Raw genomic sequence first — 26,560 nt, forward strand, 5'->3', positions numbered from 1 at the left:
GCCAGAGTAACGAGAGTCGACCTCGGATGCTGTCTGTGACTACGGTCATGGCCGCCGATAACGCGGTGTGAGGCGGGTCATACGCTGTGGAGTATGCCGTCACCACTCTTCGGGCGTGCCCGCCAGAACGACATCTACCAAGCGGGAGTACACGGTCGTACACCCGTCGTACCGACCGATTTCGACGAACTCGAACGCCGAGCGCGAGCGGAGATGTCCGATCGGGCCTGGGCGTACATCGCCGGCGGGGCAGGCGGGGGTCGAACGATGGATGCAAACCGCAGGGCTCTTGATCGACGCGCAATCGTGCCGCGGGTGTTGCGCGACGTCTCCGAGCGGACGCTGGAAATCGAGCTGTTCGGCGACCGGCTACCCGCACCGATCCTGTTCGCACCCGTCGGAGCAGGAGATCTCGTCGCGCGTGGGGCCGACAGGATGATCGGTCACGCCGCAGCAGAACTGGGACTTCCGTACATATTCTCCAATCAGGGCGGGGTTCGGATGGAGGACGTCGCCGCGGAGATGGACCTCGTACGGCCCGGCGCGCCGCGATGGTTTCAGCTCTATTGGTCGACCGACGACGACCTCGTCGACAGTCTGCTGCAGCGTGCCGAAGGCGTCGGAGCGTCGGCCGTCGCCGTAACTCTTGATACGACGATGCTCGGTTGGCGACCACGTGACCTCAACATCGGTTCGTTGCCGTTCGCGCGCGGGGAGGGCATCGCGCAGTACACCTCGGACCCCCGATTCAACGAGATCGTCTCCGAGCGTGCGGCCCAGGGGAGTTCGGAACGTCCCGAGATCTCGCTCGGCGCGTTGCGCACCCTGTTCAGCATTGCGAAGAACACCCCGGGATCGCTGCTGCGCAACATCATTCGCCCCGAGCCGCGCGTGGGAGTGCAGACCTTCCTCGACATCTACTCGCGACCGTCGCTGAGTTGGACGGAGATCGACAGTCTGCGCGAGCGCACGTCGCTGCCGGTCGTTCTCAAGGGCGTACTGCACCCCGACGACGCGCGGCGTGCCGTCGACTCGGGTGTCGACGGCATCATCGTCTCCAACCATGGTGGCCGTCAGATCGACGGTGCCATCAGTTCCGTCGATGCTCTCGCCGCGATAGCGCCTGTCGTCGATGGGAGGATCAAGGTGCTCGCCGACTCGGGAATCTATTCCGGTGCAGACGTTTTCAAGGTGCTCGCGCTCGGCGCCGACGCGGTATGTATCGGGCGTCCGCATATGTACGGGCTCGCCCTCGCAGGTGCCGACGGTGCTCGCGATGCCGTTGCGAACATCATCGCCGAACTCGACCTGACACTTGGTCTGGCCGGTCACACGAGCGTCGACGAACTCACGCCGGAGGCGTTGGCGACGCTCGTGTGAGGGCTGGCGGCCGCGGATAGGATCTCTCTATGAGGCACCACCGACGCGATGAGCCGTGTCGATGTTGGTGATCCGCGACCTCGGTGAGCTCGTCGCCGAACGGGGAACCGATCGGTGCGACATCGGTGGCGCCAAACCACGGACGATCCTTGCCGTGCTGTGTGCGCATGCCGGGCATCCGGTGTCGGCCGCGACGCTCATCGCGGAAGTCTGGGGTCCGGATGCGCCGGAACGGACTCAGCGCGCGCTGGAGTCGCAGATCTGGCGGCTCCGCAAGGCACTCTCACCGCGGGGCGAGGCCTCGGTGATCGTCACCGACCGGGCTGGATATCGCCTCGACCTCTCCGCGGCCACCGTTGATTCCGTCGACTTCGACTCCGCTGCGAGCGCGGTACTCGACGAGTCCGGCACCGCGACCATCGACGACCTCGACGATGTGCTGCGGCGCTGGCGTGGCGAGCCATTCACCACTGCGATCTCCACACCGACCGTCGATCAGGCACGGCGACGATTGATCTCCGTCCGCGCGGCGGTCTTGGCCCGCCGTGCCGATCTCCTTCTCGCCGCAGGCGAAGCCGACCGTGCTCTCGGAGAAGCGCAGGCATTGATCACCCTGGACCCGCTCGATGAGCACGCATGGTCGGTCAAGATCGCGGCGTTGGCGGCGGGCGGTCAACGGGCCGAGGCGCTCACCGCCTATCGCGACATCCGGGAACTGCTCGCCACCGAACTGGGCGTGGAACCGGGCGCGCAGGTGCGTGCCGCGCAACTGCACGTGCTCGACGACCACAGTCGCGCGGTGCGACGCGTACGGCTGCCGTCGCAGCACACGTCCTTCGTCGGGCGAGAGACCGAACTCTCCATGGTGGTCGGCCTCCTCGACGCCGAGCGTGCCGTCGCCATCACCGGCATCCCCGGCGTCGGCGCGACACGCCTCGCGATCGAGGCGGCAAGGCGCGCGGCGGATTCCTTCGACGACGGCGTCTGGTACATCGGTCTGCGCGGCGATGCCGACGTCGCGACGACGATCACCGAGACCATGCGGATTCAGCCATCGGCTGCCGCGGGCACCGCCCTCGATCAGGTGTGCAACCACCTGTCGGCCATGTCTGTACTTCTCGTCCTCGACCGTGTGTCGGAGTCGGAACTGGGTCGAGACGGATTGGTAGACAAAGACATTGACACGATTTTACGACGCTGCGCCGCCGTGACCGTGCTCGCGGTCGGCGTACCGAGCGGGGTCGACGGTGAACACGTGGTGACCGTCCACCCGTTACCGACAGAGGCACCCGGCGATACGATGCCGCCGGCACATCGTCTGCTCGTGGACCGGATTCGAAGCGCCACTGGCCAATTCGACGTCGGGGCGGACGATCGGGGCGACCTCGACCGGATCTGCCGCGCGATGGGCGGCCTCCCACTCGGCCTGGAGCTCGCCGCTGCCCGCACCGTGACCTTCTCGATCGGCGAGGTGGCCGATCAACTCGACACCGCGGTGCCCGAACCCGTGACGCGGGCGTTCGCGCTCGCCTTCGACGCGATGGACGACGATCTGTTCGATCGCTTCACCCGGCTCACTGCACTGCGCAATCCATTCACCGCAGTGCTCGCGGAAGCGGTCTGCGACAGTCCATCGATCGCCGATGACCTGAGCGAGTTGGCGCGGCGCTCACTGTTGTGGCGCATACGCGGGACCCGTTACCGTCCAACGCGTTTCACGATCCCGCACAGCGTTGCCGACCACGCTCGCGCGAAGCACCCGGACAAGTCAGCAGCCGCGTCGCAGGCGCGTGACGCAGCGATCGTCGAACTCTTGGCAGCCACTCCGATGCGTATCACGGCGCATTCGGCACGTGACCTCGCCCGCGTCGACGACGATCACAGCAGTGTGATGGCATTCCTGGAATCGGTCGTGATCGACCCGGTCCTCCTCGATTCGCACATCGACCTCCTCGAACGACTCGGCGCCTACTGGTTCTTTCGCCGGCGGTTGGCTGACGGGATCCGAGTTCTGCGTCTGGCGTCGGCCACTGTCGCCAACGGTGCATGCACTCCGCGGACGTCGGCCATGGTCGCTCTGGCGCTGGGTTCGGCACTCGCCTTCAGTCAGAACACCGACGAGGCGCACCAGCACCTCACGGCGTACACACCAGAAGAACTCGAATCCCTCATCGTGCCCGGCGACCGTGACCCGGACACGCATACAGTCCGCCTTGCTCTGGCGTCGTTGGCGGCATGGACCGGCGACGACCACGCCGTCGCGGCCGACTACGCCGAGTGGGCAGCGACCACCATCGAAGGACGAGACGTCGACACCGCACCAACGGTCATCGCTGCTCAGGCCCTGTGTGCGGTGATCGCCGGTGACATCGCGCAGGCTCTCGACACGGCGCACACAGCGCTCGCCCTCGGCACCGAACGCGGCGATCCGCTTGCCACCTATCTCGCCGCCGTGATGCTGGGCATCGCGGCACTGGTCTCCGGCGACACCCGAATGGGCCTGCGATGGAATGACCAGGCCTTTCGTTCCTACCTCGAATGCGGGGGCGTCCAGATCTGCGATTCGATGGAGCAGCGTGGCAACCATCTGTCGGCCGCAGGCGAGATCGGGCGTGCGGGTCGGGCATTCGCGGTTTCGCGTCGCTACGCCGTCGATGCCGGACTCGAGTGGCCACGGAGTCCGTTCACGCGCGATTCGTTGCGCACTTGCCGGGAGACCGATCCGACGGAGTTCGAGAATGGGTGGCACGCCGGGTGGGGCGATGCAGGCGACGCACTGAGCACCAACGATCACCAGGCCTTTTCCGGGATGTGAGCGTTTTGTGAGGACCTCGGGGTCTCGTAGGTGGCACCACACGACACCAGATCCCGGAGGTTCAGATGACGCAGCGACTGGCATTCGCCAACGAGGAGTTCGACGGTCAGTTCGGCCGCACCCTGATGGCGGCGGCCGTCGGCGCAGCCGATCTGGGTGAGGCGTACACGACTGCCGGAGAGATCGGCGGAAAATACCACCCGCAGCGGTGGTACGAGCGGTGGTTGGCTCGCGCTGAGTCGGTGCGTGACGCGGCAGAACAGGCACATGCCGGAGGTCATCTCGTGACAGCCCACCAGTGCTACCTCAGGGCCTCGGAGTATTACCGCCAGGCCTATTTCTACCTGCGCACCGACCTCGACGATGAGCGGCTCCACGAGGCCTACCAGGCTCACTGCAAGACCTTTGCGCAGGCAATGGCGCTGTTGCCACATACCGCCAGCCCTGTCACCGCAGCCGAAGTGGCCATCCCCTTCGTCTCGTCGGGCGATCGGATCGACATCCACGGCTGGCTGTTTCGGCCGGTCGCAGACGATCGTCGGCGGCCGACCATCGTCATGCCCTGTGGCTACGATTCCACCGCCGAATCGGGGTGGGGCTTCGCGCAGGGCGCCTTGGCCCGCGGCTACAACGTGCTCTCCGTCGAGGGACCCGGACAGGGGTCGACGCTCATCGTCGACCGCGTGTACTTCCGACCCGACTACGAGACAGTGCTTTCGCAGATCCTCGATTGGCTCGTCACAGCGCCCGGCGTCGACGACCGCCGACTCGTCGCCGAAGGACGCTCATTCGCCGGCTACCTGGTACCCCGCGGCGTCGCGGGGGAGAACCGCATTGCTGCGATGATCTGCGATCCCGCGCAGCCCGACATGGGTGCCAAGATTCCCGCCGGGTGGAAGGGTCGAATCGCGGCGCCGCTGATGACCGTGCTGAGCCGGGTCAGTCGCGAACGCGCCGACTTCTTCGGCTCCCGCATGGCTTGCCACGGGGTGCGAACCATCGCCCAGTACTTCCGCGAGCTGAAGACCTTCAGCATGCTCGACCGGGCGAGCGAGATCAGTTGTCCCACAATGATCGTCGAATCTCACGGCGACCCGGTCGGCGGGCAGGGCAAGCTGCTGTTCGACGCACTCGACGTCGAGTCCAAACAACTCTTCGCTCCCGATGCACGTACCGGCATCTCCGGCCATTGCGGTGGTCTCGGCCAGCGCGTCTGGGACGGCGTCGTGTACGACTGGCTCGACGGTGTACTCGCCGGCAGCGTCGACCTCAGACCAGTGGTCGGCCGGTGCGGATACGACGCCGCACGTCTGCGAGCAGAACGTTGAACGGGAACTGCTGCAACGGTTTCGGAAGGTGGCGCACGACGCGTCGAACAATCGCGTTGTGCACGTCGAAGATCGTCTGCTGCCGCGGGGTGAACTCGACGTCCATCTTGTCGCGGAAGTCTTCGGGCAAAAATCCGATCGTCATGATGTACGACCACCAACCGCCGAGCCGTGACACGACCGGGCCAGCGAACTCCATGCGCGCGATCGCCAGCAGATGCTCCCGGATCGGCGGATCGATCTCGAGGGTGGAAACGGTGTTCTGCCAATAGGTTTCGAAGTCCGCGCGAGTTGCGGGCCACATGTGCTGCGGCACCTGCAGGGTGGTGCCCATGACCGCGCCCGCGCGGTAGGTCTCCTCCGAGATGATCGACGGATCGCCGTAAATGTGTTGGACGTCTTCCCATCCCTTGTACAAACAGGCGGCGACCCAGAGTTGCAGTGCCGGATCGAACGCGTTGTAGGCGACCGGACTGTCGGCAGTGGAGTGGACCCTGGCGTGTGCCCGACCGACCGCCCGCCGGTACGCCCTACGGTCCGACGGCGAACCCATGGCGGCGACGGCGAGGTAGCTCAGCGTGGTCCTCGTGCGTTTGACCGGATGCTTGAAGAGGTTTCCCGAGTCGACGCGACTCTCGTAGACGCCGTAGCCGACGGCCGGCATCGCGAGTTGCATGATCACGTTCGCCGGGCCGGCGAGTGCTGCGGCGCCGAGCATCGTGAGATCAGAGCTGTCGATCTCGTCGCGCGCAGTTGCTTGGTGGTCGGACTGCGTGTCGGGCACCGTCATCGCAGCGGCTCCTATCTGGTAACGGCCGTTGCCTGATTCAACGCCGGTATTGCGGCAGATGTCAAGATGGTCTGCGTGAGCGAAGAACTGCGGACCTACAGCGGGGTGAAGGGCGATGAGCGCGTTGCGCGTCGACGCACCGCCCTCATGGATGCCGCGCTCGAGGTGCTCGGCGGGCAGCCGCCGCAGTCGGTCACGGTTCGTGGGGTGTGTGGCGCGGCATCTCTCAATCCTCGCTACTTCTACGAGAGCTTCGAGACGGTAGACGCGCTGGTCGCAGCCACCTACGACCGCGTGATCGACGAGATCTCGCACGATGCGCTCGCGGCCTTCGCCACCGGCGACGACGTCGGCGACAAGGTTCGTGCCGCCGTCGCGACCATCGTTTCGATCATCGACTCCGACCGTCGCAAAGGACGACTGCTGTTCTCGCCGATGCTGACGAGTCCCGTCCTTGCCGCCAAGCGACGCGATTCGACGGCCGTGTTCGCGGCCATCACGCTCGACACCGCCTCCGCGGCACTGCACACCGCTCCCACTCCACAGGCCGTGGGGGCTGCGCAATTCCAGGTCGGAGGACTCGCACGCCTGCTGTCTTCGTGGCTCGACGACGAGGTGCCGCTGGGTCGAGACGAGGTCGTCGACCTCAGCGTCGCATTGATGATGTCGCTGGTGCCTGCGGTGACGCGGAGGGGATAGGGATATGTTGGATGCCATGAGTAGCGGCGTCGACGATGCGGAAGTGGAGGAGCAGACCGGGCGTTGGCGCGATTTCGGTGAGCCCGAGTTGCCCGTTCCGCTCGCGGCTGCGCTCGCGGCTTTCGCTGAGCACGGCTACCACGGCACGTCCGTGCGCGAGATCGCCGCGCGGGCAAACCTGTCCGTTCCGGGGCTCTATCACCACTATCCGTCGAAGCAGTCACTACTGCAGGGCCTGCTCGACAGGACGATGACCGACCTGCTCGCGCGGTCGGAGCAGGCCGTTGCCGAGGCTGGGCCAGAACCGGTCGACCAGTTCGACGCGGTCGTCGAGTCGTTGTTGCGCTTCCATATGTACCGGCGTGAGCAGGCATTCGTCGGATCGACCGAGATTCGTAGTCTCGACAGCTCGTACAAGCAGACCTACATCGGTCTTCGTGACCGTCAGCAGCGGATGGTCGACGAGATCGTGTTCGCCGGGGTCGAGGCCGGCGACTTCCGCACGAGCTATCCCAAGGATGCCGCGCGCGCGGTCACCACGATGTGTGTCGGCGTCTCGACCTGGTTCAAGCTGGACGGCGAACTGGGACCGGACGAGCTGATCGCGCGCAATCTGGACTTGTCGAGGGCGACCGTCGGATACGTTGAGCGCTGAAGCGCTTCGCGGCTCGATGGGTTGACCTGAGTCGACGGTCTCTGGCAGTCTTGGCCACCGAACGAACGCTCGGTCGGAGCGATCGGGCGTGGAGTTCGAGTCGAACCTGCGTGGCACCCCGAGGATGGAGACCCTGATGGCAGTGGAACTGGGCTATTCGCCCGAGGTTGACGATCTGGTGAAGAGGACGACCGCATTCATCCACGAGGTCGTGCTGCCGATCGAGAATGCGAACGACGGCGACATCACCGCGGCGGGCGGCGACGATCTGCGGCGTGATCTCAATAGCCAGGCCAAGGAGTTGGGTATCTTCGCTCCGCACGCCCCCGTCGAGTTTGGTGGTCACGGACTCTCGATGTCGGATCGGGTGCCGGTCTTCGAGGCGGGCGGATACTCGACTTTCGGGCCTGCCGCGCTGCACATCGGAGCGCCCGACGAGGGCAATGTGCACATGCTCGCCCACATCGCCGACGACGAACAGAAGCTCAAATACCTTGCGCCACTTGCGAGTGGCGACGTGCGTTCGGCGTTCGCGATGACCGAGCCCGCGCCGGGAGCCGGCTCGGATCCCAACCAACTCCGCACCGAGGCGACCAAGGTCGACGGCGGCTGGAAGATCAACGGCGAGAAGCGATTCATCACCGGAGCCGAGGGCGCAGGCTTCTACATCATCATGGCGCGCACCGCCGGGGCACCCGGCGACCGTGGCGGGGCAACGATGTTCCTGGCGCCCGGAGACACGCCCGGTATCGAGGTCACGCGCCACATCCACACCACCGATCGCGCGATGATCGGCGGCCACTGCGAGGTGCGATTCACCGATGTCTTCGTCCCCGATGCCGATGTGCTCGGTGAGGTCGACCAGGGTTATCGCTACGCCCAGGTGCGGCTGGGTCCGGCGCGCATGACCCACGTCATGCGCTGGCTCGGAGTGGCGGTGCGCTGTCACGAGGTTGGCGTCGACTACGTCGCACACCGCAACGGATTCGGCGGTACCCTCGGCGATCTCGGCATGATCCAACAGATGGTTGCCGACAACGAGATCGACCTCGCGGCGTCGCGTGCACTGTTGGTCAAGGCTTGCTACGAACTCGATCAGGGGCGTCACGCGTCGTCGGAGACCTCGATCGCCAAGACCTTCGCCGCAGAGGCCTATCTGCGAGTCGTCGACCGTTCGATCCAGATGTGCGGTGGGCTCGGCGTTTCCGACGACCTGCCGCTCGCACGGCTGCAACGCGAACTGCGTCCGTTCCGCATCTACGACGGTCCGTCCGAGGTGCACCGCTGGGCCCTTGCGCGCAGAGCCGTCGGGCGTGCGCGCAAGAATCGCGCGTCGACGCAGCCGGGAGAGAACGCATGAGCACGGCGGAGCTGGTACTCGAACCGCAAGTCCTGCAACGTTTTCTGGTCGACAACGGAGTCGACGTCGCGGGGCCGCTCGACGTCGAGTTGATCAGCGGCGGAAAGTCGAATCTCACCTTCATGGTCTCCGACGGCGTGCACCGCTGGGTTGCGCGCAGGCCTCCGACAGGCGGCCTCACGCCCTCGGCGCACGACATGGGCCGGGAATGGGCTGTCACATCGGCACTTTCGCGCACCGACGTCCCGGTTGCCACGCCGGTCGCCTTCGACGCCGACGGCTCGGTGCTCGGTGCGCCGTGCACCATCGTCGAATTCGTCGACGGGACGGTGATCCGGACCGGCGACGACCTCTCGGCACTTTCCGACGACGAGGTGGCACGCAATGCGGAGGGGCTGATCTCGACCCTCGCCGCGCTGCACGCCGTTGACTTCGAGGCGGTAGGACTCGGGGAGTTCGGTAGGCCAACGGGTTTCGCGGGTAGGCAGGTGAAGCTGTGGGCCAGGCAGTGGTCGCACGTCCGCGGCAGGGATCTGCCCGACGTCGATCGGCTCGTCGACGCACTCGGTGAGCGAGTGCCCGAGCAGGCGCGTGCGACCGTCGTGCATGGCGACTACCGCGTCGACAACACGATCCTCTCGACCGACGACCCGGGAACTGTTGCCGCAGTGGTCGATTGGGAGATGTCGACGCTCGGCGATCCGATCACGGACGTCGCCCTGATGTGCGTCTACCGCACGCCGATCTTCGATCGGGTTCTCGGCTTCGACGGCGCCTGGACCAGTGACCGCTACCCGTCGGCCGATGAGATGGCCCAGCGGTACGCGACACTGACCGGGAACGACCTCGGCGACTGGCCGTTCTACCTCGGGCTGGCCAACCTGAAGCTGGGTGTGATCGCCGAAGGCATCAGTCATCGCGCACGTGCGGGCGCGGCGTCGGAGGGCGCAGAGCACGCAGCCGAGGCGACGGGCGAATTCATTGCCGCGGGGCTGGCCGCGCTGGGCTAGCGTCGGGCCGAAACGTTCAGCGGAACGTCGGCGTTCAGCGGAACGTCGCGATGCCGCCGTCGCGGTCGACGAGGTGGGCGTGTTCGTTGAGTGACATCACCGAGGTCCCGCTTCGTCCGACGAGGAGTTTGGTCACCGATGCGTTGACCATCGTGCGAGCCATCGCAGGCCAGCGGTGCGGCGGCACTCCCCACAGTTCGGCGATCACCTGAGTGATGGTGCCCGCCGACGACACGACGAGGACGGTCTGTCCGCTGCCTGCCAACTCGGCAGCGCGTTCGCCCGCGCCGGTGACCCGCGAGCGGAACTCGGGATAGGTTTCGCCGGAGCCGGGTGGTGTGGTCGCGCCCTCGGCCTCCGCCATGCTCGTCTGGTCGATCCAGTGCGCGAGGCCTGCGTCGAGGCGCTGCTGATACGACTTCTGATCGGCGAACTCGTCCGGGGTCGCTGCGCCGACGAGCGCGGGCAGTTCGTACTCGTTCCAGGACGGGTCGACGATCGGTTCCGGGGCGGAGTCGAGTCGGGCGAGAACGCCGGCAAGCGTCTCGGTCTGTCGGGCGAGGTCGCCGCTGATCGCGGCGGTGACACCGTTGATCTGTGCGGACAGCAGGGTTCCGGTGAGGCCCGCCTGGACCCGACCGGTGTCGGTGAGGCCGGGGCCGGGGTTGCTCACGGCTGCGGCTGAGTCGTCGGTGGGCGCGTCTCCGGTGGGCGCGCTGTCAGCGACCCCGTACGCGGACGGGTTGGCCTGGCCATGTCGTACGAGGTAGATCACTCCCATGGTCGTAGAGCCTATGCGGTCGAGGAACGATGACTTCCGGGTGGCGTACAGGTCGGTCTGTGTATGGCGTCAACGTTGTTCATCACGCTGCCCGTCGACGACACTGCGCGCTCGCGCAGGTTCTTCGAGAGCATCGGTTTCCGCACCGACGAATGGTTCTGCGACGCCGGAACAGTCTGTCTCCCGATCAACGAGCGCACGATGCTGGTGCTGCTTGCCGCCCAGCGGTTCGCGGGGTACTCCGCGGCGGGTCGGGGCGCGCGGTTCTGTGCCGGCACGTCGCGCGAGGTGGTCCTCGCTTTCTCGGCATCGTCGCGTCACGAAGTCGACGACATGGCCGACACCGCGCTGGCGAACGGCGCGACCGCGCTGCGTGAGCCCGACGACCACGGCTTCACCTACAGCCGCAGCTTCTGCGATCCCGACGGCCACGCCTGGGAGATCGTGTGGATGAACCCGGGCGCGATTCCCGAGGCGGGGTGATCTCGACAAGCTCGATCAGCGGTGGGGGCTCGATCGGCGGGTGGGCGCCCCTTTCCCGCTGATTGAGCTGGCCGCGAGCGGAGCGAGCTGCCGAGTCGAAATCACCTGGGGTGGTCTCGACAAGCTCGACCAGCAGGTGCAGCTCGATCAGCGGGTGCAGCTCGACCGGGTGGGGTGATCTCGACAGGCTCGATCAGCGGTGGGGACTCGATCGGCGGGTATGGCTCGACCGGCGGGTGGGGTGGTCTCGACAGGCTCGACCAGCGGGTGAGGGCTCGATCAGCGGGTGAGGCGCTCGATCAGTGCCAGGGGCTTGGCTCGGTTCGGGGCGGGGCGATCTCGACAGGCTCGATCAGCGGGGCGGAGTGGCGGGCAGGCCGAAGCGGGCGAAGTCGGTGGCGAGGTCGTCGCCGAAGAAAGCGACGACGTGCGTGACGCCGGGTGCTGAGTCGGGGCCCGCCTTGCCGAGTTCGAGAACCTGGAGTTGGAACGGGCGGTGCACGCCGTCGGGTTCGCGCATGTAGAGGCCGAATGCGGGTTGCCCGTTCGCGATGGTCGGTATGAGGATCTGGTCGCCCGCCTTCTCTGCGGGGCAGTTGTGTCGGATGAGCGTGCCGATCGCAGCCGGACCCTGGTACCAACCGGTGAAGGGCGGCATTTCCCAGATCGCCTTGTCGGTGAACATGTCGGCGATGGCGTCGACGTCGTACCGCTCGAACGCCGAGACATACCGTGCAAGCAGTTCACGTTTGGCGTCGTCGGTGATCTCTTCTGTCGAATCGTGCTGTGGCGCAGCATTCTTGAGTTGCTCGCGGGCGCGCTGCAGAAGGCTGTTCACGGTTGCGGTCGTGACGCCGATGGTGTCGGCCACCTCGGCGGCTCGCCACTGCAGCACGTCGCGCAGGATCAAGACGGCTCGCTGCCGCTCGGGCAGGTGCTGTAGCGCCGCGATGAATGCGAGGCGGATCGACTCGCGTGCGCCGACGACGTAGGCGGGGTCGGCGTCGTCGCCGGGAGAGATCTCGTCGACGGCGCCCGCGTACGGCTCGAGCCAGGGGACCTCGCCGTCGGTCTCGAGTGTGTCGGTGGGGTCGAAGGCGTCGCCGCCGAGCCCCGAGGGCAGCGGCCTGCGTTGCTTGCTCTGCAGTGCGGTCAGGCACGTGTTGGTCGCGATCTTGTGCAGCCACGTCCGTACCGATGCGCGGCCGTCGAACTTGTCGTACGCGCGCCATGCCCTGAGGTAGGTGTCCTGGGTGAGGTCTTCTGCGTCGTGGTGCGACCCCATCATTCGATAGCAGTGGGCCAGGATCTCGCGGCGCAACGGCTCGGTCGCGGCGTGGAATTCGGCGTCGCCCGTGGTGGACGACTCGCTGGAAAGATGCGCAGTGGTGGCGGTCTGCGGGGGCATGTGATCAAGGTTACGACAGGGCACCGACAAGCTCTACGGTTGAAAACGTTCGGTAGACGCGCAGGTCGGGTTCCTATCCCGATCGAAGTGGAACGCGACTTTTGCGCGCAGTGCGTCTAACCCGCGACGCCGCGCTCTCGGCGGCCTATTCTCGCCGGTGGACGCCTCTGCCGAGCGCGCGAAGTGGTCTGTGACCTGCGGCAAGGCTTGTGCAAGGGAGTTGCGGCCCGCTGCGATCAGTTGCTAGCTTCGTGCTCATGACGAGCGAGCACGACCGCGCCTTGGCGCAGATCTCAGAGGTGACCTACGTGATCACCGCTCTGGGTTGTCGTCTGCCGTTCGCCCGTGTGCTGTGTTGTCGCCGAATGCGTTGATCCGAGTTCTTCACTCCTCACCAACCTTCCGCATTCCACGCGAATCCTCCGCGATCATCGTCGACCGCCTGCCGTGCACATCGTTGCCGGACGCATAGACCAATCGCTCGCGGCGCCACGATGTTGCGCGCCACGGATTCGCTGCACCGACACCGCTGCACCGACACCTAGGGACACCAACTCATGACCGCAACCGTTGATCAGCCCATCCGCACCGCTACGCTTTCCTCACCGGTCCGACGGCCGGCCGCACGTCCGATCCCACGCAGGTCGACGCCACGGCCGACGCCTGTGCCAGGACTCGAACCACGTAGCGTCCGGAGAGGGGGGCGGCCGATTCAGATCGCGACACCGCGCCTCGAGCTCTCCGACAAACCCGCAGCGCTCGTTTTGCGCACCGCTCGACTCTCCGGCCCGATTTTCCGCGACGACGCCGCAGAGGCAACAGGATTGTCGATCTCGACCGTGAATCGCCAGGTCGGCGCGCTGCTGAAGGCGGGTCTCCTACGCGAACGCGCCGACCTCGCGCCCGCCGGGGCCATCGGACGTCCGCGCCTGCCGTTCGAGATCAACGTGACCGACTTCCTGACTCTCGGTATCCACATCGGATACAAGGTCACCTCAATCACCACCCACGACCTGCTACACCGCGTCGTCGGTGCCATCCAGATCCCGACGCCGATCGCCGAGACCCCCGAGCAGACGCTGACCGCCATCGGCGACAGCGCACGTCGCTTCGTCGGCCGCTGGTCGAATCGTCGAGTGTTGTGGGCCGGTGTCGCGATCGGTGGCCGTGTTGCCGAGGGCGGCTTCGTCGACCATCCGCGTCTCGGGTGGTCGGATGCCCCGGTGGGCAACATAATCGCCGAAGCCGTCGGGCTGCCCGTCTCGGTGGCGTCGCACGTCGAAGCGATGGCCGCTGCCGAACTCGTGGTGAACCCCAGCGACAAGCGCTCGAGCTTCCTCTACTTCTACGCGCGTGAGATGGTCGGCATCGCGTTCAGCGTCGACGGCGCTGTGCACACACCGACCGCGGGCCCGCCGGTGATCGGGCACTTTCCGACCGGGGCGACCACCCTGCTCGACCCGCGGCACACCGGTCGACTCGAGCCGACCGCCAGTGACACTGGCGTCGTCGAGGCAGCGCTCGCACTCGGACTCGACGTGACCGACATCGAGGGTGTGCACGCGCTCGCCCGCGGCGGTGACGCGACCGCTCGCGCGCTCCTCGAAGAGCGCGCGACGGTGCTCGGCCGTGCGGTGGCACTGATGGCCGACATCTTCAACCCCGACCACATCATCCTCGGCGGGCAGGCGTTCACGGACAATCCGTCGACGCTGCCGCTGGTTGCCACAGCGATCCGCGAGACCTCGGTATCGCCCAAACGCGATGTCCGTGTGTCTCATTCGGGTGTGACGGTGCAGCAGCAGGCGGCGGGAGCCGTCTCGCTCGACGCCGTCTACGGCGATCCGCTCGAGGCGCTCGCCGCGACAGCATAAGCCTTGCGTTGGTGCTCAGTCGGTGGTGCGGCGCGCGTAGTTGCGCAGCGCGAACGGCATGAACAGCAGCGTGAGCACGACGGCCCAGATCAGCGTCGACAACTCCGGGTAGCGCAATGGGAGTGCGGCGTCGGCTCCCGCAGCGGGTCCGTTGCCCCAGAGCACGCGCATCGCCTGGATGAGTGATGAGATGGGGTTCCACTCGGCGATGGTCCGCAGCCACGGCTGCATCGCCTCGGTGGGCACGAACGCGTTGGAGACGAACGTCAGCGGGAACAGCACGGAGAACATGAACCCGTTGACCGCTTCGACCGAGCGCAGCCATGAGCCGATCATGACGCCGAACCAGATCATCGCGAATCCGAACACCAGCACCAGCAGGAAGCCGAGGGTTCCCTCCCAGACCGATGTGGTGATCCGCCAGCCGATGATCACGCCTGTCAGCGCCATCACGACGATGCCGATCGACGAGTGCAGGAGGCTCGCGATGCTGCGTCCGATCAGCACGGCCGATCGTCGGATGGGCAGCGACCGGAAACGGTCGATGATGCCCTTCTCGATGTCGGCGGTGATACCGGTGGCGACGATGAACGCGGTGAACACGATCGTCTGACCCATGATGCCGGGCAGCAGGTACTGCTTGTAATTGATTGCCGGGTTGCCCGCGCTGATCGCCGGTCCGAAGACATAGGCGAACAGCACGACGAACATGATCGGCTGGATCGTCACGTCGGAGAGCATCTCCGGCATGCGTCGAGTATGGATCATGTTGCGCTTCACCATGATCCACGCCTGTTGCCAGACGTTCGTCGGGTGGATCGGCGGGCGTTCGACCAGTTGGGATGTCAGCGATGTGGTGCTCATCGGATGTCTCCGCTCGAGGTGGGGGTGGCGTTGTCGGTGGCTTTGTCGGCGTCGGGATCGTCGTCGGTGATCTCGGCGCGGTGGCCGGTGAGGGAGAGGAAGACGTCGTCGAGGCTCGGCCGGGCGAGACCGATGTCGTCGACGGTGATTCCCGACTCGTCGAACCAGCCCGCGATGCGGGTGAGGTCGGCGAGGCCCGAGGCCGACGACGTCAGCGTGCGTGCGGTCTCGTCGATAAATACCTCGCCGCCGTTGCGGCGCAACAGATCTTGCGCCGCAGGCAGTGACGCGGCGTTCGACACGGTGATGACCACACTCGCCGCGCCTGCGCGTTCCTTGAGTTGCAGCGGGGTGCCCTCGGCGATGACGCGACCCTTGTCGATGACGACGATGTTGTCGGCCAGTTGGTCGGCTTCTTCGAGATACTGCGTGGTGAGCACCAGCGTGGTGCCACCCGCCACCAGGCGCCGGAGAACGTCCCAGAGCTCGGCGCGGCTGCGTGGGTCGAGGCCCGTCGTCGGCTCGTCGAGGAACAGGACCGGGGGCGCGGCGAGCAGGCTGACGGCGAGGTCGAGACGTCGGCGCATGCCGCCGGAGTAGGCGCGGACCTGTTTGTCGGCGGCGTCGGTCAGCGAGAACTGTTCGAGGAGTTCATCGGTGCGTGCTGCCAATGCTTTTCGGGTGATGCCGTACAGGCCGCCGACCATCCGCAGATTCTCGCGGCCGGTGAGGATCTCGTCGACCGTGGCGGCCTGACCGGTGAGCCCCATGTTGCGGCGCACCATCTCCGGGTCGGTGCGGACGTCGAATCCGGCGATGCGGGCGGTGCCGCTCGTCGGAAGCGAGAGTGTTGTCATCATCCGCACGATCGTCGTCTTGCCTGCGCCGTTGGGACCGAGCAAACCGAGAACCGAGCCCGTGGGCACGCTGAAGCTGACGTCGTCGACGGCGGTGAAGTCGTCGAAGCGTTTGACGAGATTGGTGGCCTCGACGGCGAGATCGAGGACGGCGTCGGGGGCGGTGGGTCGCGGGCCTGCGGAGGCTGGGGGTGCTGGCTGGCTCATGGTTCCTCACGGTATCGGGCGAGTCGGACATCGGCGACTGAGTTTCTGGGGCCGGGTGGTGTGAACGGCCTACGGGTGTCGACTCGGGAGGGCGCCGAAACTCATCGGTCGATCCTCAAGTGCGTGGATCAATAGCTCACTTCTCCGCTATTGCGGTTAAACTCGCTCAGGTGACGGCGATCAAAGTGCGCGATGCCGCGACGCTACTCGGGGTCAGCGACGACACCATTCGACGCTGGCTGGCCTCGGGTGAGCTCGAGCCGGGCGGAGGCGAGGCTGTCGCGACCGTCGACGGCGTAGGCCTCGCAGAGCTTGCGCGTCGCAGGTCGCGCGTACCCGATGACGACGGCACCGGCGTCCTTCGGTCGGCGCGCAACAGGTTCACCGGTCTCGTGACGGAGCTGATCGTCGACACCGTGATGGCTCAGGTGACTCTGCAGTGCGGGCCGTTCGAGGTCACGTCGTTGATGAGTGCCGAGGCCGCGCGCGAACTCCAACTCGAGCCCGGCGTCGTCGCCACCGCGGTGGTCAAGGCGACGACGGTGATCGTCGAACGTCCCGATCCGAACAAGTGACCCGCGTGCGCGGGAGAGAAGTGAGAACTGCTGTGTCATCTCGTGCTGGGTCGTCTCGTGCTGTACCGGTTCGTCGTCTACTCGCTGTCTGCGCGGCGCTCATCGCCGTGATCGCCGCCGTCGCCGGGTGTTCGTCGGACAGCAATTCGTCGGGCAGTGCTTCTTCGAGTGCTGACGGGCAGAAGGTAACTCTCAACGTGTACGCCGCGGCGTCGTTGAAGAAGACCTTCACCGAGCTGGCCGACGCGTTCGAGAAGGCGCACTCCGACGTCGACGTGAAGCTCAACTTCGCGGGGTCGTCGGCGTTGGTCACCCAGATCAACCAGGGCGCTGACGCCGACGTGATCGCCACCGCGGATGAGCGGACGATGCAGAAGCTCGGCGACGAGGCGGTCGACCCGGCGATCTTCGCCACCAATACGTTGGTGATCGCCACGGCTCCGGGAAATCCGAAGCAGATCAACGGATTTGCGAGTCTGAAGAATGCCGACGTGAAGACGGTCGTCTGTGCGCCGGAGGTCCCGTGCGGGGCGGCGACGGTGACGGTCGAGAAGAACACGGGTGTCGAGCTGTCGCCGGTGAGTCAGGAAACGTCGGTGACCTCCGTGCTGACGAAGGTGACCTCCGGTGAGGCCGACGCCGGTCTCGTGTACGTGACGGACGCGAAGTCGGCTGGTGACAAGGTTTCCACCGTCGACGATCCGGCCTTCGCCACGGTGGTCAACAAGTATCCGATCGCAACGGTCAAGGGCACCAAGCATTCCGAGCAGGCGGCACAGTTCAAGGACATGGTGACGGGTCAGACGGGTCAGGAGATCCTGGCTGCCGCAGGCTTCAAGCCCGCGACCTCCTGAGCAAGCCATGCGCCGGATTCCGCTGTGGGTGTATGTCCCCGCCATCCTCGGAATCTGCTTCATCCTGATCGGTCCGCTCGCGATCATCGTACGGATGCCGTGGGGGGACTTCTGGGGCTCCATCACCTCGCAGGCATCTCTCGACGCTCTGCGGCTCGGCGTGCTCACCGCGGTGACAAGCACTCTGATATGCGTGATCCTCGGCGTGCCGATCGCCTTCGTCTTCGCTCGGTTTCAGGGGGCCGCTGTCCGCGTGCTGCGCGCAATGGTGTTGCTGCCCTTGGTGTTGCCACCGGTGGTCGGCGGTATCGCGCTGCTGTACGCACTCGGCCGCTACGGAATCGTCGGTCAGTATCTGGACCGGGCGGGTATCCAGTTGGCGTTCACCACGGCCGGTGTGGTTGTCGCGCAGACGTTTGTCGCAATGCCGTTCCTGGTCCTGAGTGTCGAGGGCGCGTTGCGGTCGGCCGGAGCTGACTACGAACAGGTCGCAGCGACGCTGGGCGCGAGCCCGACCAGGACTCTGTGGAAAGTCACACTGCCACTGGTCTTTCCGGCGCTGACAGCAGGTGCGGTACTGGCCTTTGCGCGAGCTCTCGGCGAGTTCGGCGCGACCATCACATTCGCGGGTAACCTGCCGGGAACCACGCAGACGGCACCACTGAAGATCTACCTCGACTCGATCAACGATCCGATCGAGGCTCTCCCGCTGTCTCTGGTGCTCATGGGGGTCGCGCTGGTCGTCGTCGTCGCTGTGCATCTACGACGGACCCCGGCGGTGGGTGCGTGAGCGGCCTGCGTGCGTCGATCCGTTGTGCGACGCCGTTTCTCGAGATCGACCTCGACGTCGCGGATGGGGAGACCTGCGCGATACTCGGACCCAACGGATCGGGTAAGAGCACCACCCTCGCCGTGCTGGCAGGGCTGCGCCGCACCGACGACTCGACGGTCGACTACGACGGCCGCAGTCTGCAGGACGGGAAAAGCTTTGTGCCACCGCATCGCCGGTCGGTGGTGCTGCTCGCTCAGCAGCCGCGTCTGTTCCCCCACATGAGCGTCGCGCGCAACGTCGCCTTCGGGCCGGAGTCCGCGGGTTTGTCGCGGAAAAAGGTTGCGGCCCGTACCGAACGATGGCTCGCCGCGGTCGGTGTCGCCGAGTTCGCCGACCGTTCCCCGAAACAACTGTCGGGTGGACAGGCACAGCGCGTCGCGATCGCACGCGCTCTCGCGACCGAACCCGACGTACTACTCCTCGACGAGCCGTTCGCTGCGCTCGATGTGGATGTGGCACAACAGATGCGCACCCTGTTGCGGTCGCTGATCACCGAGCGGAAGGGCTGCACGGTGCTCGTCACACACGACCTCGTCGACGCCGTCGCACTCGCCGACGATGTCGTGATCATCGAGCATGGCCGGGTCGTCGGACGTGGTCCGACACGAGAGGTGTTGCGGCGACCGGAAACAGCGTTCGCCGCCGCACTCACGGGTCTCAACATGTTCGTCGGGACCTTTCAGGCGCCCGCAACCGTCATCGGAGTCGACGGCGGCAGCGTAACGGGCGTGTCGGCAGACGCGAGCAGGCCTGGTATCGGAGCGGTGGCCACCTTCTCACCGCGCGCGGTGGCGCTGTATCTCGATGCGCCGCAGGGAAGTCCGCGCACGGTCTTGAGCGGAACGGTCTCGGAGGTCATGCCCCAGGGTGATCACGCGATCGTGCGCTGCGACGTTGCCGGGCAGGTGGTCTCGGCGGAGGTGACATGGGGCGCCGTCGGAGATCTCGCACTCGGTGCCGGCCGCGAGGTCTATCTGGTCATCAAGGCGAATGAGGTGCGCGTCTACGAGGCGACGTCTTCGGCCGAGCCGTCGGATGTGGACTCAGACCCGGACTCGGCCTCGTCTCCTGACTCTGCCTCGTCTCCTGACTTGGCATCCGATTCGTAATACTTGTTGGCGTCCAACACCTTTGCGCGCAGCCGCCGGTACCCGCGGACCGACAGCGGGGAGATCGACCGCACGTAGAAGCGGTCATCATCGGCGAGATCGTCGGCCACCGGCTCGCTGATCAGAGTCGTGCCCGGTCGGGCCGAACCGCACAGGCGTGCCGCGATGTTCACGGGCTCACCGAAGACATCGCCGAGTCGGGAGAGTACCTGCCCGCGCGCGAGTCCCACGCGCAGTGCCGGGATGGGTTTGTCGTCGCTGAGGTGGTGTATCGCTAGCGCTGCCTGTGCCGCGGCCTCCGATGAGGTGAACGTGAACATCACGCCGTCGCCGAGGGTCTTGACGACGTGGCCGCGGTACCGGGCCACCACGTCGAAGGTGCGGTCCTCGAACGTCTCGAGTAGATGCTCGAGCTCGTCGAGAGGGGTACGTCGAGACAGGCTGGTGTATCCGACGATGTCGGCGAACCCGACGACGAGCTCCATCCGCTCGTCGGATTCGCGGGATTCGTCGCGGGTCATGGACATGTCGAGGTGCCTGCGCCAGATCAACTGCTGCATCACGCCCAGGGCATTCGCCATCTGATCGCGGGTCCATGGAACGTCTGGATTGCGTTCGAGTTCGGTCAACTGGTCGGCCTGCCACTCGGCGAGGCGCGACATCGTCTGGCCGATCGCACGTGCGGTGGCGACCTGCGCGATCTCGGGCATGGTGTGTTCGGAGTCGGCAAAGAGTCCGAGTGCCTTCACCTCTTCTGCCGTGAAGATCTTGTCGGGTGTCGACTGTCGCGCGAAACCGAAAGCGTTCCAGATCTTTTCGGCATACTCGGGAGAGAGTCCCAGCTCTTCCACGAGTTCGTCGCGCGTGTATCGCGGCTCGGGAGCGCTCAGTCCCGAACGTTCCTGGTCACTCACGGACGCCCCCCGCCCATGCCGTGCTGCTGTGCATGAGTCAACGGTAGCGGTTCGCCGACCTCATAGTCCCAGGACGCCCTTCATCAGGTAGGCCATCTCGGCGGCGAAGTCGGGGCGGGCGGTGCCGCGGCGCATGCGCACGGCGTCGTTGACGATCGACAGCGCGGCGTGGACCGCGACCGCGCGCTGATCGGGCCGAACGTCGGGTTGGATCTGGCCGAGGAGATCGATCCAGCGTCGGACGTAGCGGCGCTGGACGTCGAGTAGCTCGGCCGCGGCCTCCTGCCCGGCGAAGACCGCCGAGCTGTTGAACGCCACGGAGAGGTCGGGCGTGGACGTGATCACGGTGACGTAGGAGTCGACGAGGAGCCCGAGGAGTTTGGCGGGGTCGGCGGTGGTCGACTGCGCGGCCATGACACCGGTCTCGAGTCGCATGGCGCTGCGTTGGCCGATGCCGAGCAGGATGGCGAGCTTCGACGAAAAGTGTTTGTAGACACTGGGTCCGGTGATTCCGACGGCGGCGCCGATGTCGTCGACCCCCACGTCGGCGTAACCGTGATCGGCGAAGAGCGCGGCCGCGGCGTCGAGGATCTCGTCACGCCGCGACGACGAGAGGCCGGCGATGGTGGGCTCGGCAGGTAGGTCGGGTGCGGTCGCGGGGTGCAGGTCGAGCAGTCGCTCGGTGAGTACGACGAGTTCGGCGCGCGCACGGGCCGCTGACATCCGCGAGTTGTGTACCGCGAGGCTGCCCGCGACGCTCAATGCCGCCCAACCCAGTGAGCGGGCCTCGCGGTCGGACAGGCCGGGACGCTCGCTGACGATCGCAGTCGCCCAGCGTGCCAGGACCTGCTGGGTGCGCAGGACCATCTGCTTGTTCTGGTCCTCCGACAGATAGTTGCTCGTCCACCGCCACAGCGACACCGATTCGGGGTGGTGCACGCCGAGGTCGCAGAGCGCGTTGATCAGCTCACTCAGGGGGCGCTGACCGTCGCCGAGGGTGCGGTCGGTGCATGCCTCGAGGTCGTCGACACCCGCGAGCACGGCCGCGGACAGCAACGCCTGCTTGTCGTCGAAGTGTCGATAGACCGACGGCGCGGTCACGCCCGAGGCGCGGGCGATATCGGCAACCGAGACATGCGGGTAGCCACGATCGAGGAACAGTGCCGCGGCATGGTCGACCAACTGCCGTTTGCGGTCGGCAGGCCGTGAGCGACGTGACTTCTGAGTAGACATTGTTAATCGACCTTAGCTCAGATCTGTCCGCTTCCGCGACTAGTTGACCACCTGCTATAGCCAAAGAAGTGATCCCGCGTTAGCCTCGTAGGGTAACCATCGCTGGTTCATGTGAAAGGAACATTCGTGCCTGATCAAGCATTCATCTACGAGGCGATCCGTACGCCGCGTGGCAAGCAGCGCGGTGGCTCGCTGCACAGCATCAAGCCCGTCGACCTCGCGTCCGGCCTCATCAACGAGGTTCTCGCACGTCACGGCAGCCTCGACCCGGCCGACATCAACGACGTCATCCTCGGCGTCGTCTCGCCGGTCGGCGAGCAGGGCGGCGTCATCTCGCGTACCGCAGCTCTCAACAGCGGCCTGCCCGAGACCGTCCCCGGCACCCAGATCGACCGCTTCTGCGCGTCGGGCCTCGAGGCCACCAACCTCGCAGCGGCCAAGGTCGCGTCCGGCTTCGACGACCTCGTGCTCGCCGGCGGCGTCGAGTCGATGTCGCGTGTCCCGATGGGCAGCGACGGCGGCGCACTCTTCATGGACCCGACCACCGCGTACGACAACTACATCGTGCCGCAGGGCATCGGTGCCGACCTCATCGCGACGATCGAGGGATTCAGCCGCGAAGACGTCGACGCCTTCGCAGCAGAGTCGCAGGAGCGCGCCGAAAACGCTTGGAACGGTGGATACTTCGCCAAGTCTGTGGTTCCGGTCCGTGACATCAACGGCGTGATCGTGCTCGATCACGACGAGCATCGTCGTCCGGGTTCGACCGTCGAGTCGCTCGGCAAGCTCAAGCCCGCGTTCGCCGCGCTCGCCGAGATGGCAGGCTTCGACGACGTCGCGCTGCAGAAGTACCACAGCGTCGAGAAGATCGACCACGTTCACACCGGTGGCAACAGCTCCGGCATCGTCGACGGTGCGTCGCTGGTCCTCATCGGTAGCGAAGAGGCAGGCAAGCGCAACGGGCTCACCCCGCGCGGTCGCGTTGTCTCCTTCGCGGAGATCGGTTCCGAGCCCACCATCATGCTCACCGGTCCCACCCCGGCCACCGAGCTGGCGCTGAAGAAGGCCGGACTGACCGTCGACGACATCGACGTCTTCGAGCTGAACGAGGCGTTCGCGGCCGTCGTCTTGAAGTGGATGAAGGACCTGAACATCCCGCACGAGAAGGTCAACCGCAACGGTGGCGCCATCGCCATGGGTCACCCGCTGGGTGCAACCGGCGCGATGATCTTCGGCACCTGCCTCGACGAGCTCGAGCGCACCGGCGGCCGCTACGGCCTGATCACCCTGTGTATCGGCGGCGGCATGGGCGTCGCGACCGTCATCGAGCGTCTCTGACCTACAGAAGGACTTTCAAAAGCAATGAGTGACAACATGATTGGCTGGGAGAAGGACGCCGACGGCGTTGTCGTCCTCACCATGGACGACAAGGCGCAGGGCGCCAACACGATGAACGACACGTTCATCGCCTCGATCGCGGCTACCGTCGATCGTCTCGAGGCCGAGAAGGACGACATCACCGGTGTCGTCATCACCTCGGCGAAGAAGACCTTCTTCGCAGGCGGCGACCTCAAGGACATGACCGCGGAGCGGACGCAGTCCAAGGAAGAGATCGCCGCGTCGATCACCGAGCGCACCAACGGCATGAAGACCGTGCTGCGTCGCCTGGAGAAGCTGGGCAAGCCCGTTGTGGCGGCCATCAACGGCGCTGCCCTCGGCGGTGGCCTCGAACTCGCGCTGCACACCCACTACCGCGTCATCGCCGACGTGAAGGGCGCCGTCGTCGGCCTGCCCGAGGTCACCCTCGGCCTGCTGCCCGGTGGCGGCGGCGTCGTGCGTACCGTCCGCCTGCTCGGTATGCAGAACGCGCTGATGGGCGTGCTGCTGCAGGGTCCGCGCTTCAACGCGACCAAGGCCAAGGAGACCGGCCTGGTCGACGAGGTCGTCGGATCGGTCGAGGAGCTCCTGCCCGCCGCGAAGGCGTGGATCAAGGAGAACCCCGAGGCACAGCAGCCGTGGGACAAGAAGGGCTACAAGATCCCGGGTGGTGCACCGACCAACCCGTCGGTCGCAGCCAACCTGCCGGCGTTCCCCGCTCTGCTGCGTAAGCAAATCAAGGGCGCGAACATGCCTGCGCCGCGCGCCATCCTGGCCGCTGCCATCGAAGGTGCCTACGTCGACGTCGACACCGCCGACCTCGTCGAGACCCGTTACTTCGTCTCGCTGGTCACCGGCCAGGTCGCGCAGAACATGATCAAGGCGTTCTTCTTCGACCTGCAGACCATCAACAACGGTGGCTCGCGTCCCGAGGGCTACCCGAAGTGGCAGGCCAAGAAGGTCGGCGTGATCGGTGCCGGAATGATGGGCGCCGCAATCGCTTACGTGTCGGCCAAGGCCGGTATCGACGTCGTCCTCAAGGACGTGTCGCTGGAGAACGCGGAGAAAGGCAAGGGCTACGCGGTCAAGCTCGAGGAGAAGGCACTCTCCCGCGGCAAGACCACCCAGGAGAAGAGCGACGCGCTGCTCGGTCGGATTCAGCCGACCGGCGATGCCGCCGACTTCAAGGGCGTCGACCTGGTCATCGAGGCCGCTTTCGAGTCGGTCGAGGTGAAGAACAAGGTGTTCCAGGAGATCGAGGACGTCGTCGAACCCGACGCAGTGCTCGGCTCGAACACCTCGACGCTGCCGATCACCATCCTCGCCGAGGGTGTGAAGCGCTCCGAGGACTTCATCGGAATCCACTTCTTCTCGCCGGTCGACAAGATGCCGCTGGTCGAGATCATCCGCGGTGAGAAGACCTCGGATGCGGTGCTGGCCAAGGTGATCGACTACACGCTGCAGATCCGCAAGACCCCGATCGTCGTTCACGACAGCCGCGGGTTCTTCACCAGCCGCGTCATCGGTACGTTCATCAACGAGGCCATCGCCGCCGTCGGTGAGGGCATCGAGCCTGCGTTCATCGAGCACGCGGGCACTCAGGCCGGCTACCCGGCAGCACCGCTGCAGCTGTCCGACGAGCTCAACCTCGTCCTGATGCAGAAGATCCGCAAGTCCAGCGAGGACGGCGCGAAGGCCGAGGGCAAGGAACTGCCTCAGCACGGCTCCTTCGAGGTCATCGACTACCTGGTCGACGAGGGTCGTCCGGGCAAGAAGGAAGGCGCGGGCTTCTACGAGTACGACGAGAACGGCAAGCGTGTCCGGCTGTGGCCGGGCCTGCGCGACCACTTCAAGTCGGGCAGCACCGAGATCCCGTTCGAGGACATGCAGGAGCGCATGCTCTTCGCCGAGGCCCTCGAGACCGTGAAGTGCTTCGACGAGGGAGTCCTCGACTCCGTCGCCGACGCCAACATCGGCTCGATCTTCGGCATCGGCTTCCCCGCGTGGACCGGTGGCGTGATCCAGTACATCAACCAGTACGAGGGTGGACTGCAGGGCTTCGTCGACCGCTCGCGCGACCTGGCCAAGAAGTACGGCTCGCACTTCGAGCCGCCTGCCTCGCTCGTCGAGAAGGCCGCCAAGGGCGAGAAGTACTGAGCTTCTTGATCTAGCCGGGTCCCTGATCTGGCTGAGTCTGAAGTGACCCACACGAGGTGGGGGAGGAACTTTCCTCCCCCACCTTTGTGTTCGCTACCCAGTCGGCGGGATTCAGCGCACAGTCGACGGGATGAGGCGCCCAGTCGGCTGAGGGAAGTGGGCTTCAGAATCCGCCGCAGACGAGCGGCGAGAATTGTCAGACCTCGTCTGTATGTTCGATGTATGTCCTTGGAAACCTTCCCCGACCCGGCCGACGCGGCCGACGCCACAGGCGTGCCCGCGCCGCAGCCGCCGGTGCTCGCGCGTGTTGCCGAGGACGAATCCCTGTCGAAAACCGATCTGGTCGAGGTGATCGCGCACTGCGCGTCGACCATCGCATCGGCACAGTTCCGTCTGTTGACGGCGATCAGCCTCATCCACGAGGAACACGAAGAAGACTACGGCGTCGAGATCGGCGAACTCACCGACGGCCGCGCCGACTCACCAGAACAGTTGCGCGAGTTCGCTGCTCGCGGACAAGCTGGCGACGACCCCCGCGCACAGTACGGCCCAAATGGTTTGGAACGCACCATCGCCGACGTCGGCGCCGTGTTGTCGCTACCGCCGGGTCGGGCACGCGAACTGATCATCGACGCCCACGCCCTGCGCTACCGACTCCCCTACACCTCCTCACTCCTGGCCTGCGGGCGCATCGATCTGCAGCGGTTCCACATCGCTGTCGCCCGCACCAGCCTGTGCGGACCGGACACCATCGACGAGGTCGACGCCCGCCTCACCGCAGCACTCTCGGCACGCGATCATTTGTCGACGACCCGTTTTGCTGCGCTCGTCGATTCTGTTGTCGCCCAGGTCGATGCCGACGCCGTCAAGCGCCGTCGTGCCCGCATCGACGCCGACCGCAACGTCCAGGTCCGCCCCGATCGGTGGACTCCCGGCCAATCCCGACTGACCGGCACCGTGCCCGCCGCCTCGGGTGTGTTGATCGACCAACGCCTCAC

24 protein-coding genes are annotated in these 26,560 nt (G+C 66.0%); 17 read left to right on the forward strand and 7 right to left on the reverse strand.

Translation table 11 applies throughout. The features are described from left to right. The first annotated feature begins 93 nt into the window (after window positions 1-93). The 3 genes from A5788_RS11470 (at window position 94) to A5788_RS11480 (ending at window position 5,523) form a co-directional block, all read left to right on the forward strand. Window positions 94-1,380: an alpha-hydroxy-acid oxidizing protein gene (locus A5788_RS11470; protein WP_064864109.1), complete on the forward strand. Its 1,287-nt coding sequence runs from the start codon at window positions 94-96 to the stop codon at window positions 1,378-1,380. A 61-nt stretch (window positions 1,381-1,441) separates the two neighbouring features. Further along, entirely contained in the window at window positions 1,442-4,195 is a 2,754-nt protein-coding gene (locus A5788_RS11475; RefSeq protein WP_064864144.1) for an AfsR/SARP family transcriptional regulator, read from the forward strand. Between the two features lie 65 nt (window positions 4,196-4,260). Continuing rightward, complete coding sequence (locus tag A5788_RS11480; RefSeq protein WP_231894312.1) at window positions 4,261-5,523, forward strand: alpha/beta hydrolase family protein; 1,263 nt, start codon at window positions 4,261-4,263, stop codon at window positions 5,521-5,523. Here A5788_RS11480 and A5788_RS11485 read toward each other — a convergent pair. After that, on the reverse strand, window positions 5,465-6,313 hold the full coding sequence (locus A5788_RS11485; protein ID WP_064864111.1) for an oxygenase MpaB family protein: 849 nt from the start codon (window positions 6,311-6,313) through the stop codon (window positions 5,465-5,467). The two genes, A5788_RS11480 and A5788_RS11485, sit on opposite strands and share 59 nt — an antisense overlap. A 66-nt stretch (window positions 6,314-6,379) precedes the next feature. On the opposite strand from A5788_RS11485, the gene A5788_RS11490 reads away from it, so the two are divergent. The 4 genes from A5788_RS11490 (at window position 6,380) to A5788_RS11505 (ending at window position 10,037) form a co-directional block, all read left to right on the forward strand. Beyond that, entirely contained in the window at window positions 6,380-7,012 is a 633-nt protein-coding gene (locus A5788_RS11490) for a TetR/AcrR family transcriptional regulator (RefSeq protein WP_064864113.1), read from the forward strand. A 4-nt stretch (window positions 7,013-7,016) separates the two neighbouring features. Beyond that, on the forward strand, window positions 7,017-7,667 hold the full coding sequence (locus A5788_RS11495; RefSeq protein ID WP_064864115.1) for a TetR/AcrR family transcriptional regulator: 651 nt from the start codon (window positions 7,017-7,019) through the stop codon (window positions 7,665-7,667). Window positions 7,668-7,803: 136 nt separating this feature from the next. Continuing rightward, on the forward strand, window positions 7,804-9,027 hold the full coding sequence (locus A5788_RS11500; RefSeq protein WP_064870544.1) for an acyl-CoA dehydrogenase family protein: 1,224 nt from the start codon (window positions 7,804-7,806) through the stop codon (window positions 9,025-9,027). Continuing rightward, window positions 9,024-10,037 carry a phosphotransferase family protein gene (locus tag A5788_RS11505; RefSeq protein WP_064864117.1) on the forward strand — a complete coding sequence of 338 codons (1,014 nt, stop codon included), beginning with the start codon at window positions 9,024-9,026 and terminating at the stop codon, window positions 10,035-10,037. Before A5788_RS11500 ends, A5788_RS11505 begins: the two co-directional genes overlap by 4 nt. 34 nt (window positions 10,038-10,071) lie before the next feature. On the opposite strand, the gene A5788_RS11510 is transcribed toward A5788_RS11505, so the two are convergent. Next, window positions 10,072-10,818 (reverse strand): histidine phosphatase family protein, encoded by a 747-nt coding sequence (locus A5788_RS11510; RefSeq protein WP_064864119.1) that lies wholly within the window; start codon window positions 10,816-10,818, stop codon window positions 10,072-10,074. A 63-nt stretch (window positions 10,819-10,881) separates the two neighbouring features. Here A5788_RS11510 and A5788_RS11515 point away from each other — a divergent pair, with 63 nt between their 5' ends. Next, the gene (locus tag A5788_RS11515; RefSeq protein WP_064864121.1) at window positions 10,882-11,301 is read left to right on the forward strand and encodes a VOC family protein; all 420 of its coding nucleotides are present in this window, start codon (window positions 10,882-10,884) and stop codon (window positions 11,299-11,301) included. 40 nt (window positions 11,302-11,341) lie between these two features. Next, window positions 11,342-11,479, forward strand: coding sequence for a hypothetical protein (locus tag A5788_RS24305; RefSeq protein ID WP_231895594.1), 138 nt, complete (start codon window positions 11,342-11,344; stop codon window positions 11,477-11,479). Window positions 11,480-11,653: 174 nt separating this feature from the next. Here A5788_RS24305 and A5788_RS11520 read toward each other — a convergent pair whose 3' ends face one another. Then, on the reverse strand, window positions 11,654-12,709 hold the full coding sequence (locus A5788_RS11520; protein WP_064864123.1) for a sigma-70 family RNA polymerase sigma factor: 1,056 nt from the start codon (window positions 12,707-12,709) through the stop codon (window positions 11,654-11,656). 557 nt (window positions 12,710-13,266) lie between these two features. Here A5788_RS11520 and A5788_RS11525 point away from each other — a divergent pair. Beyond that, window positions 13,267-14,583 (forward strand): ROK family protein, encoded by a 1,317-nt coding sequence (locus tag A5788_RS11525; protein ID WP_082938102.1) that lies wholly within the window; start codon window positions 13,267-13,269, stop codon window positions 14,581-14,583. Window positions 14,584-14,598: 15 nt separating this feature from the next. Here the strand turns inward: A5788_RS11525 and A5788_RS11530 are convergent, their stop codons facing one another. Together A5788_RS11530 and A5788_RS11535 are read right to left on the reverse strand one after the other, a co-directional pair. Next, window positions 14,599-15,447, reverse strand: a complete 849-nt coding sequence (locus tag A5788_RS11530; protein ID WP_049699416.1) for an ABC transporter permease — start codon at window positions 15,445-15,447, stop codon at window positions 14,599-14,601. Next, window positions 15,444-16,511 carry an ATP-binding cassette domain-containing protein gene (locus A5788_RS11535; RefSeq protein ID WP_064864125.1) on the reverse strand — a complete coding sequence of 356 codons (1,068 nt, stop codon included), beginning with the start codon at window positions 16,509-16,511 and terminating at the stop codon, window positions 15,444-15,446. The genes A5788_RS11530 and A5788_RS11535 overlap by 4 nt, the downstream gene beginning before the upstream one ends. 170 nt (window positions 16,512-16,681) lie before the next feature. Here A5788_RS11535 and A5788_RS11540 point away from each other — a divergent pair, with 170 nt between their 5' ends. The 4 genes from A5788_RS11540 to A5788_RS11555 are packed head-to-tail and all read left to right on the forward strand — an operon-like array spanning window position 16,682 to window position 19,881. After that, window positions 16,682-17,086, forward strand: a complete 405-nt coding sequence (locus tag A5788_RS11540; protein WP_049700332.1) for a TOBE domain-containing protein — start codon at window positions 16,682-16,684, stop codon at window positions 17,084-17,086. Between the two features lie 32 nt (window positions 17,087-17,118). Continuing rightward, on the forward strand, window positions 17,119-17,940 hold the full coding sequence (modA, locus tag A5788_RS11545) for a molybdate ABC transporter substrate-binding protein (RefSeq protein WP_064864127.1): 822 nt from the start codon (window positions 17,119-17,121) through the stop codon (window positions 17,938-17,940). 7 nt (window positions 17,941-17,947) lie between these two features. Continuing rightward, entirely contained in the window at window positions 17,948-18,730 is a 783-nt protein-coding gene (locus A5788_RS11550) for an ABC transporter permease (RefSeq protein ID WP_064864129.1), read from the forward strand. Next, window positions 18,727-19,881, forward strand: coding sequence for a sulfate/molybdate ABC transporter ATP-binding protein (locus A5788_RS11555; RefSeq protein ID WP_082938103.1), 1,155 nt, complete (start codon window positions 18,727-18,729; stop codon window positions 19,879-19,881). Before A5788_RS11550 ends, A5788_RS11555 begins: the two co-directional genes overlap by 4 nt. Here A5788_RS11555 and A5788_RS11560 read toward each other — a convergent pair. Together A5788_RS11560 and A5788_RS11565 are read right to left on the reverse strand one after the other, a co-directional pair. Beyond that, window positions 19,776-20,795, reverse strand: coding sequence for an adenylate/guanylate cyclase domain-containing protein (locus A5788_RS11560; protein ID WP_082938104.1), 1,020 nt, complete (start codon window positions 20,793-20,795; stop codon window positions 19,776-19,778). The two genes, A5788_RS11555 and A5788_RS11560, sit on opposite strands and share 106 nt — an antisense overlap. A gap of 60 nt (window positions 20,796-20,855) precedes the next feature. Then, window positions 20,856-22,028 (reverse strand): TetR/AcrR family transcriptional regulator, encoded by a 1,173-nt coding sequence (locus A5788_RS11565; protein WP_064864131.1) that lies wholly within the window; start codon window positions 22,026-22,028, stop codon window positions 20,856-20,858. Window positions 22,029-22,154: 126 nt separating this feature from the next. Here A5788_RS11565 and A5788_RS11570 point away from each other — a divergent pair, with 126 nt between their 5' ends. The 3 genes from A5788_RS11570 to A5788_RS11580 form a co-directional block, all read left to right on the forward strand. After that, window positions 22,155-23,366 carry an acetyl-CoA C-acetyltransferase gene (locus A5788_RS11570; protein ID WP_039856095.1) on the forward strand — a complete coding sequence of 404 codons (1,212 nt, stop codon included), beginning with the start codon at window positions 22,155-22,157 and terminating at the stop codon, window positions 23,364-23,366. A 24-nt stretch (window positions 23,367-23,390) separates the two neighbouring features. After that, on the forward strand, window positions 23,391-25,562 hold the full coding sequence (locus A5788_RS11575; RefSeq protein WP_064864133.1) for a 3-hydroxyacyl-CoA dehydrogenase NAD-binding domain-containing protein: 2,172 nt from the start codon (window positions 23,391-23,393) through the stop codon (window positions 25,560-25,562). A 222-nt stretch (window positions 25,563-25,784) separates the two neighbouring features. After that, window positions 25,785-26,560, forward strand: a 776-nt coding sequence (locus A5788_RS11580; RefSeq protein WP_197494599.1) for a DUF222 domain-containing protein, incomplete at its 3' end; no start/stop codon positions are given.

Source organism: Gordonia sp. 852002-50816_SCH5313054-c, from assembly GCF_001665925.1.
Taxonomy (GTDB): domain Bacteria; phylum Actinomycetota; class Actinomycetes; order Mycobacteriales; family Mycobacteriaceae; genus Gordonia; species Gordonia jacobaea.

Bases quoted from the DNA above. Each gene is read 5' to 3' on its own strand.
- A5788_RS11470 (WP_064864109.1), top strand. From the start codon at position 94: ATGCCGTCACCACTCTTCGGGCGTGCCCGCCAGAACGACATCTACCAA.
- A5788_RS11475 (WP_064864144.1), top strand. From the start codon at position 1,442: ATGTTGGTGATCCGCGACCTCGGTGAGCTCGTCGCCGAACGGGGAACC.
- A5788_RS11480 (WP_231894312.1), top strand. From the start codon at position 4,261: ATGACGCAGCGACTGGCATTCGCCAACGAGGAGTTCGACGGTCAGTTC.
- A5788_RS11485 (WP_064864111.1), bottom strand. From the start codon at position 6,313: ATGACGGTGCCCGACACGCAGTCCGACCACCAAGCAACTGCGCGCGAC.
- A5788_RS11490 (WP_064864113.1), top strand. From the start codon at position 6,380: ATGGTCTGCGTGAGCGAAGAACTGCGGACCTACAGCGGGGTGAAGGGC.
- A5788_RS11495 (WP_064864115.1), top strand. From the start codon at position 7,017: ATGTTGGATGCCATGAGTAGCGGCGTCGACGATGCGGAAGTGGAGGAG.
- A5788_RS11500 (WP_064870544.1), top strand. From the start codon at position 7,804: ATGGCAGTGGAACTGGGCTATTCGCCCGAGGTTGACGATCTGGTGAAG.
- A5788_RS11505 (WP_064864117.1), top strand. From the start codon at position 9,024: ATGAGCACGGCGGAGCTGGTACTCGAACCGCAAGTCCTGCAACGTTTT.
- A5788_RS11510 (WP_064864119.1), bottom strand. From the start codon at position 10,818: ATGGGAGTGATCTACCTCGTACGACATGGCCAGGCCAACCCGTCCGCG.
- A5788_RS11515 (WP_064864121.1), top strand. From the start codon at position 10,882: ATGGCGTCAACGTTGTTCATCACGCTGCCCGTCGACGACACTGCGCGC.
- A5788_RS11520 (WP_064864123.1), bottom strand. From the start codon at position 12,709: ATGCCCCCGCAGACCGCCACCACTGCGCATCTTTCCAGCGAGTCGTCC.
- A5788_RS11525 (WP_082938102.1), top strand. From the start codon at position 13,267: ATGACCGCAACCGTTGATCAGCCCATCCGCACCGCTACGCTTTCCTCA.
- A5788_RS11530 (WP_049699416.1), bottom strand. From the start codon at position 15,447: ATGAGCACCACATCGCTGACATCCCAACTGGTCGAACGCCCGCCGATC.
- A5788_RS11535 (WP_064864125.1), bottom strand. From the start codon at position 16,511: ATGAGCCAGCCAGCACCCCCAGCCTCCGCAGGCCCGCGACCCACCGCC.
- A5788_RS11550 (WP_064864129.1), top strand. From the start codon at position 17,948: ATGCGCCGGATTCCGCTGTGGGTGTATGTCCCCGCCATCCTCGGAATC.
- A5788_RS11565 (WP_064864131.1), bottom strand. From the start codon at position 22,028: ATGTCTACTCAGAAGTCACGTCGCTCACGGCCTGCCGACCGCAAACGG.
- A5788_RS11575 (WP_064864133.1), top strand. From the start codon at position 23,391: ATGAGTGACAACATGATTGGCTGGGAGAAGGACGCCGACGGCGTTGTC.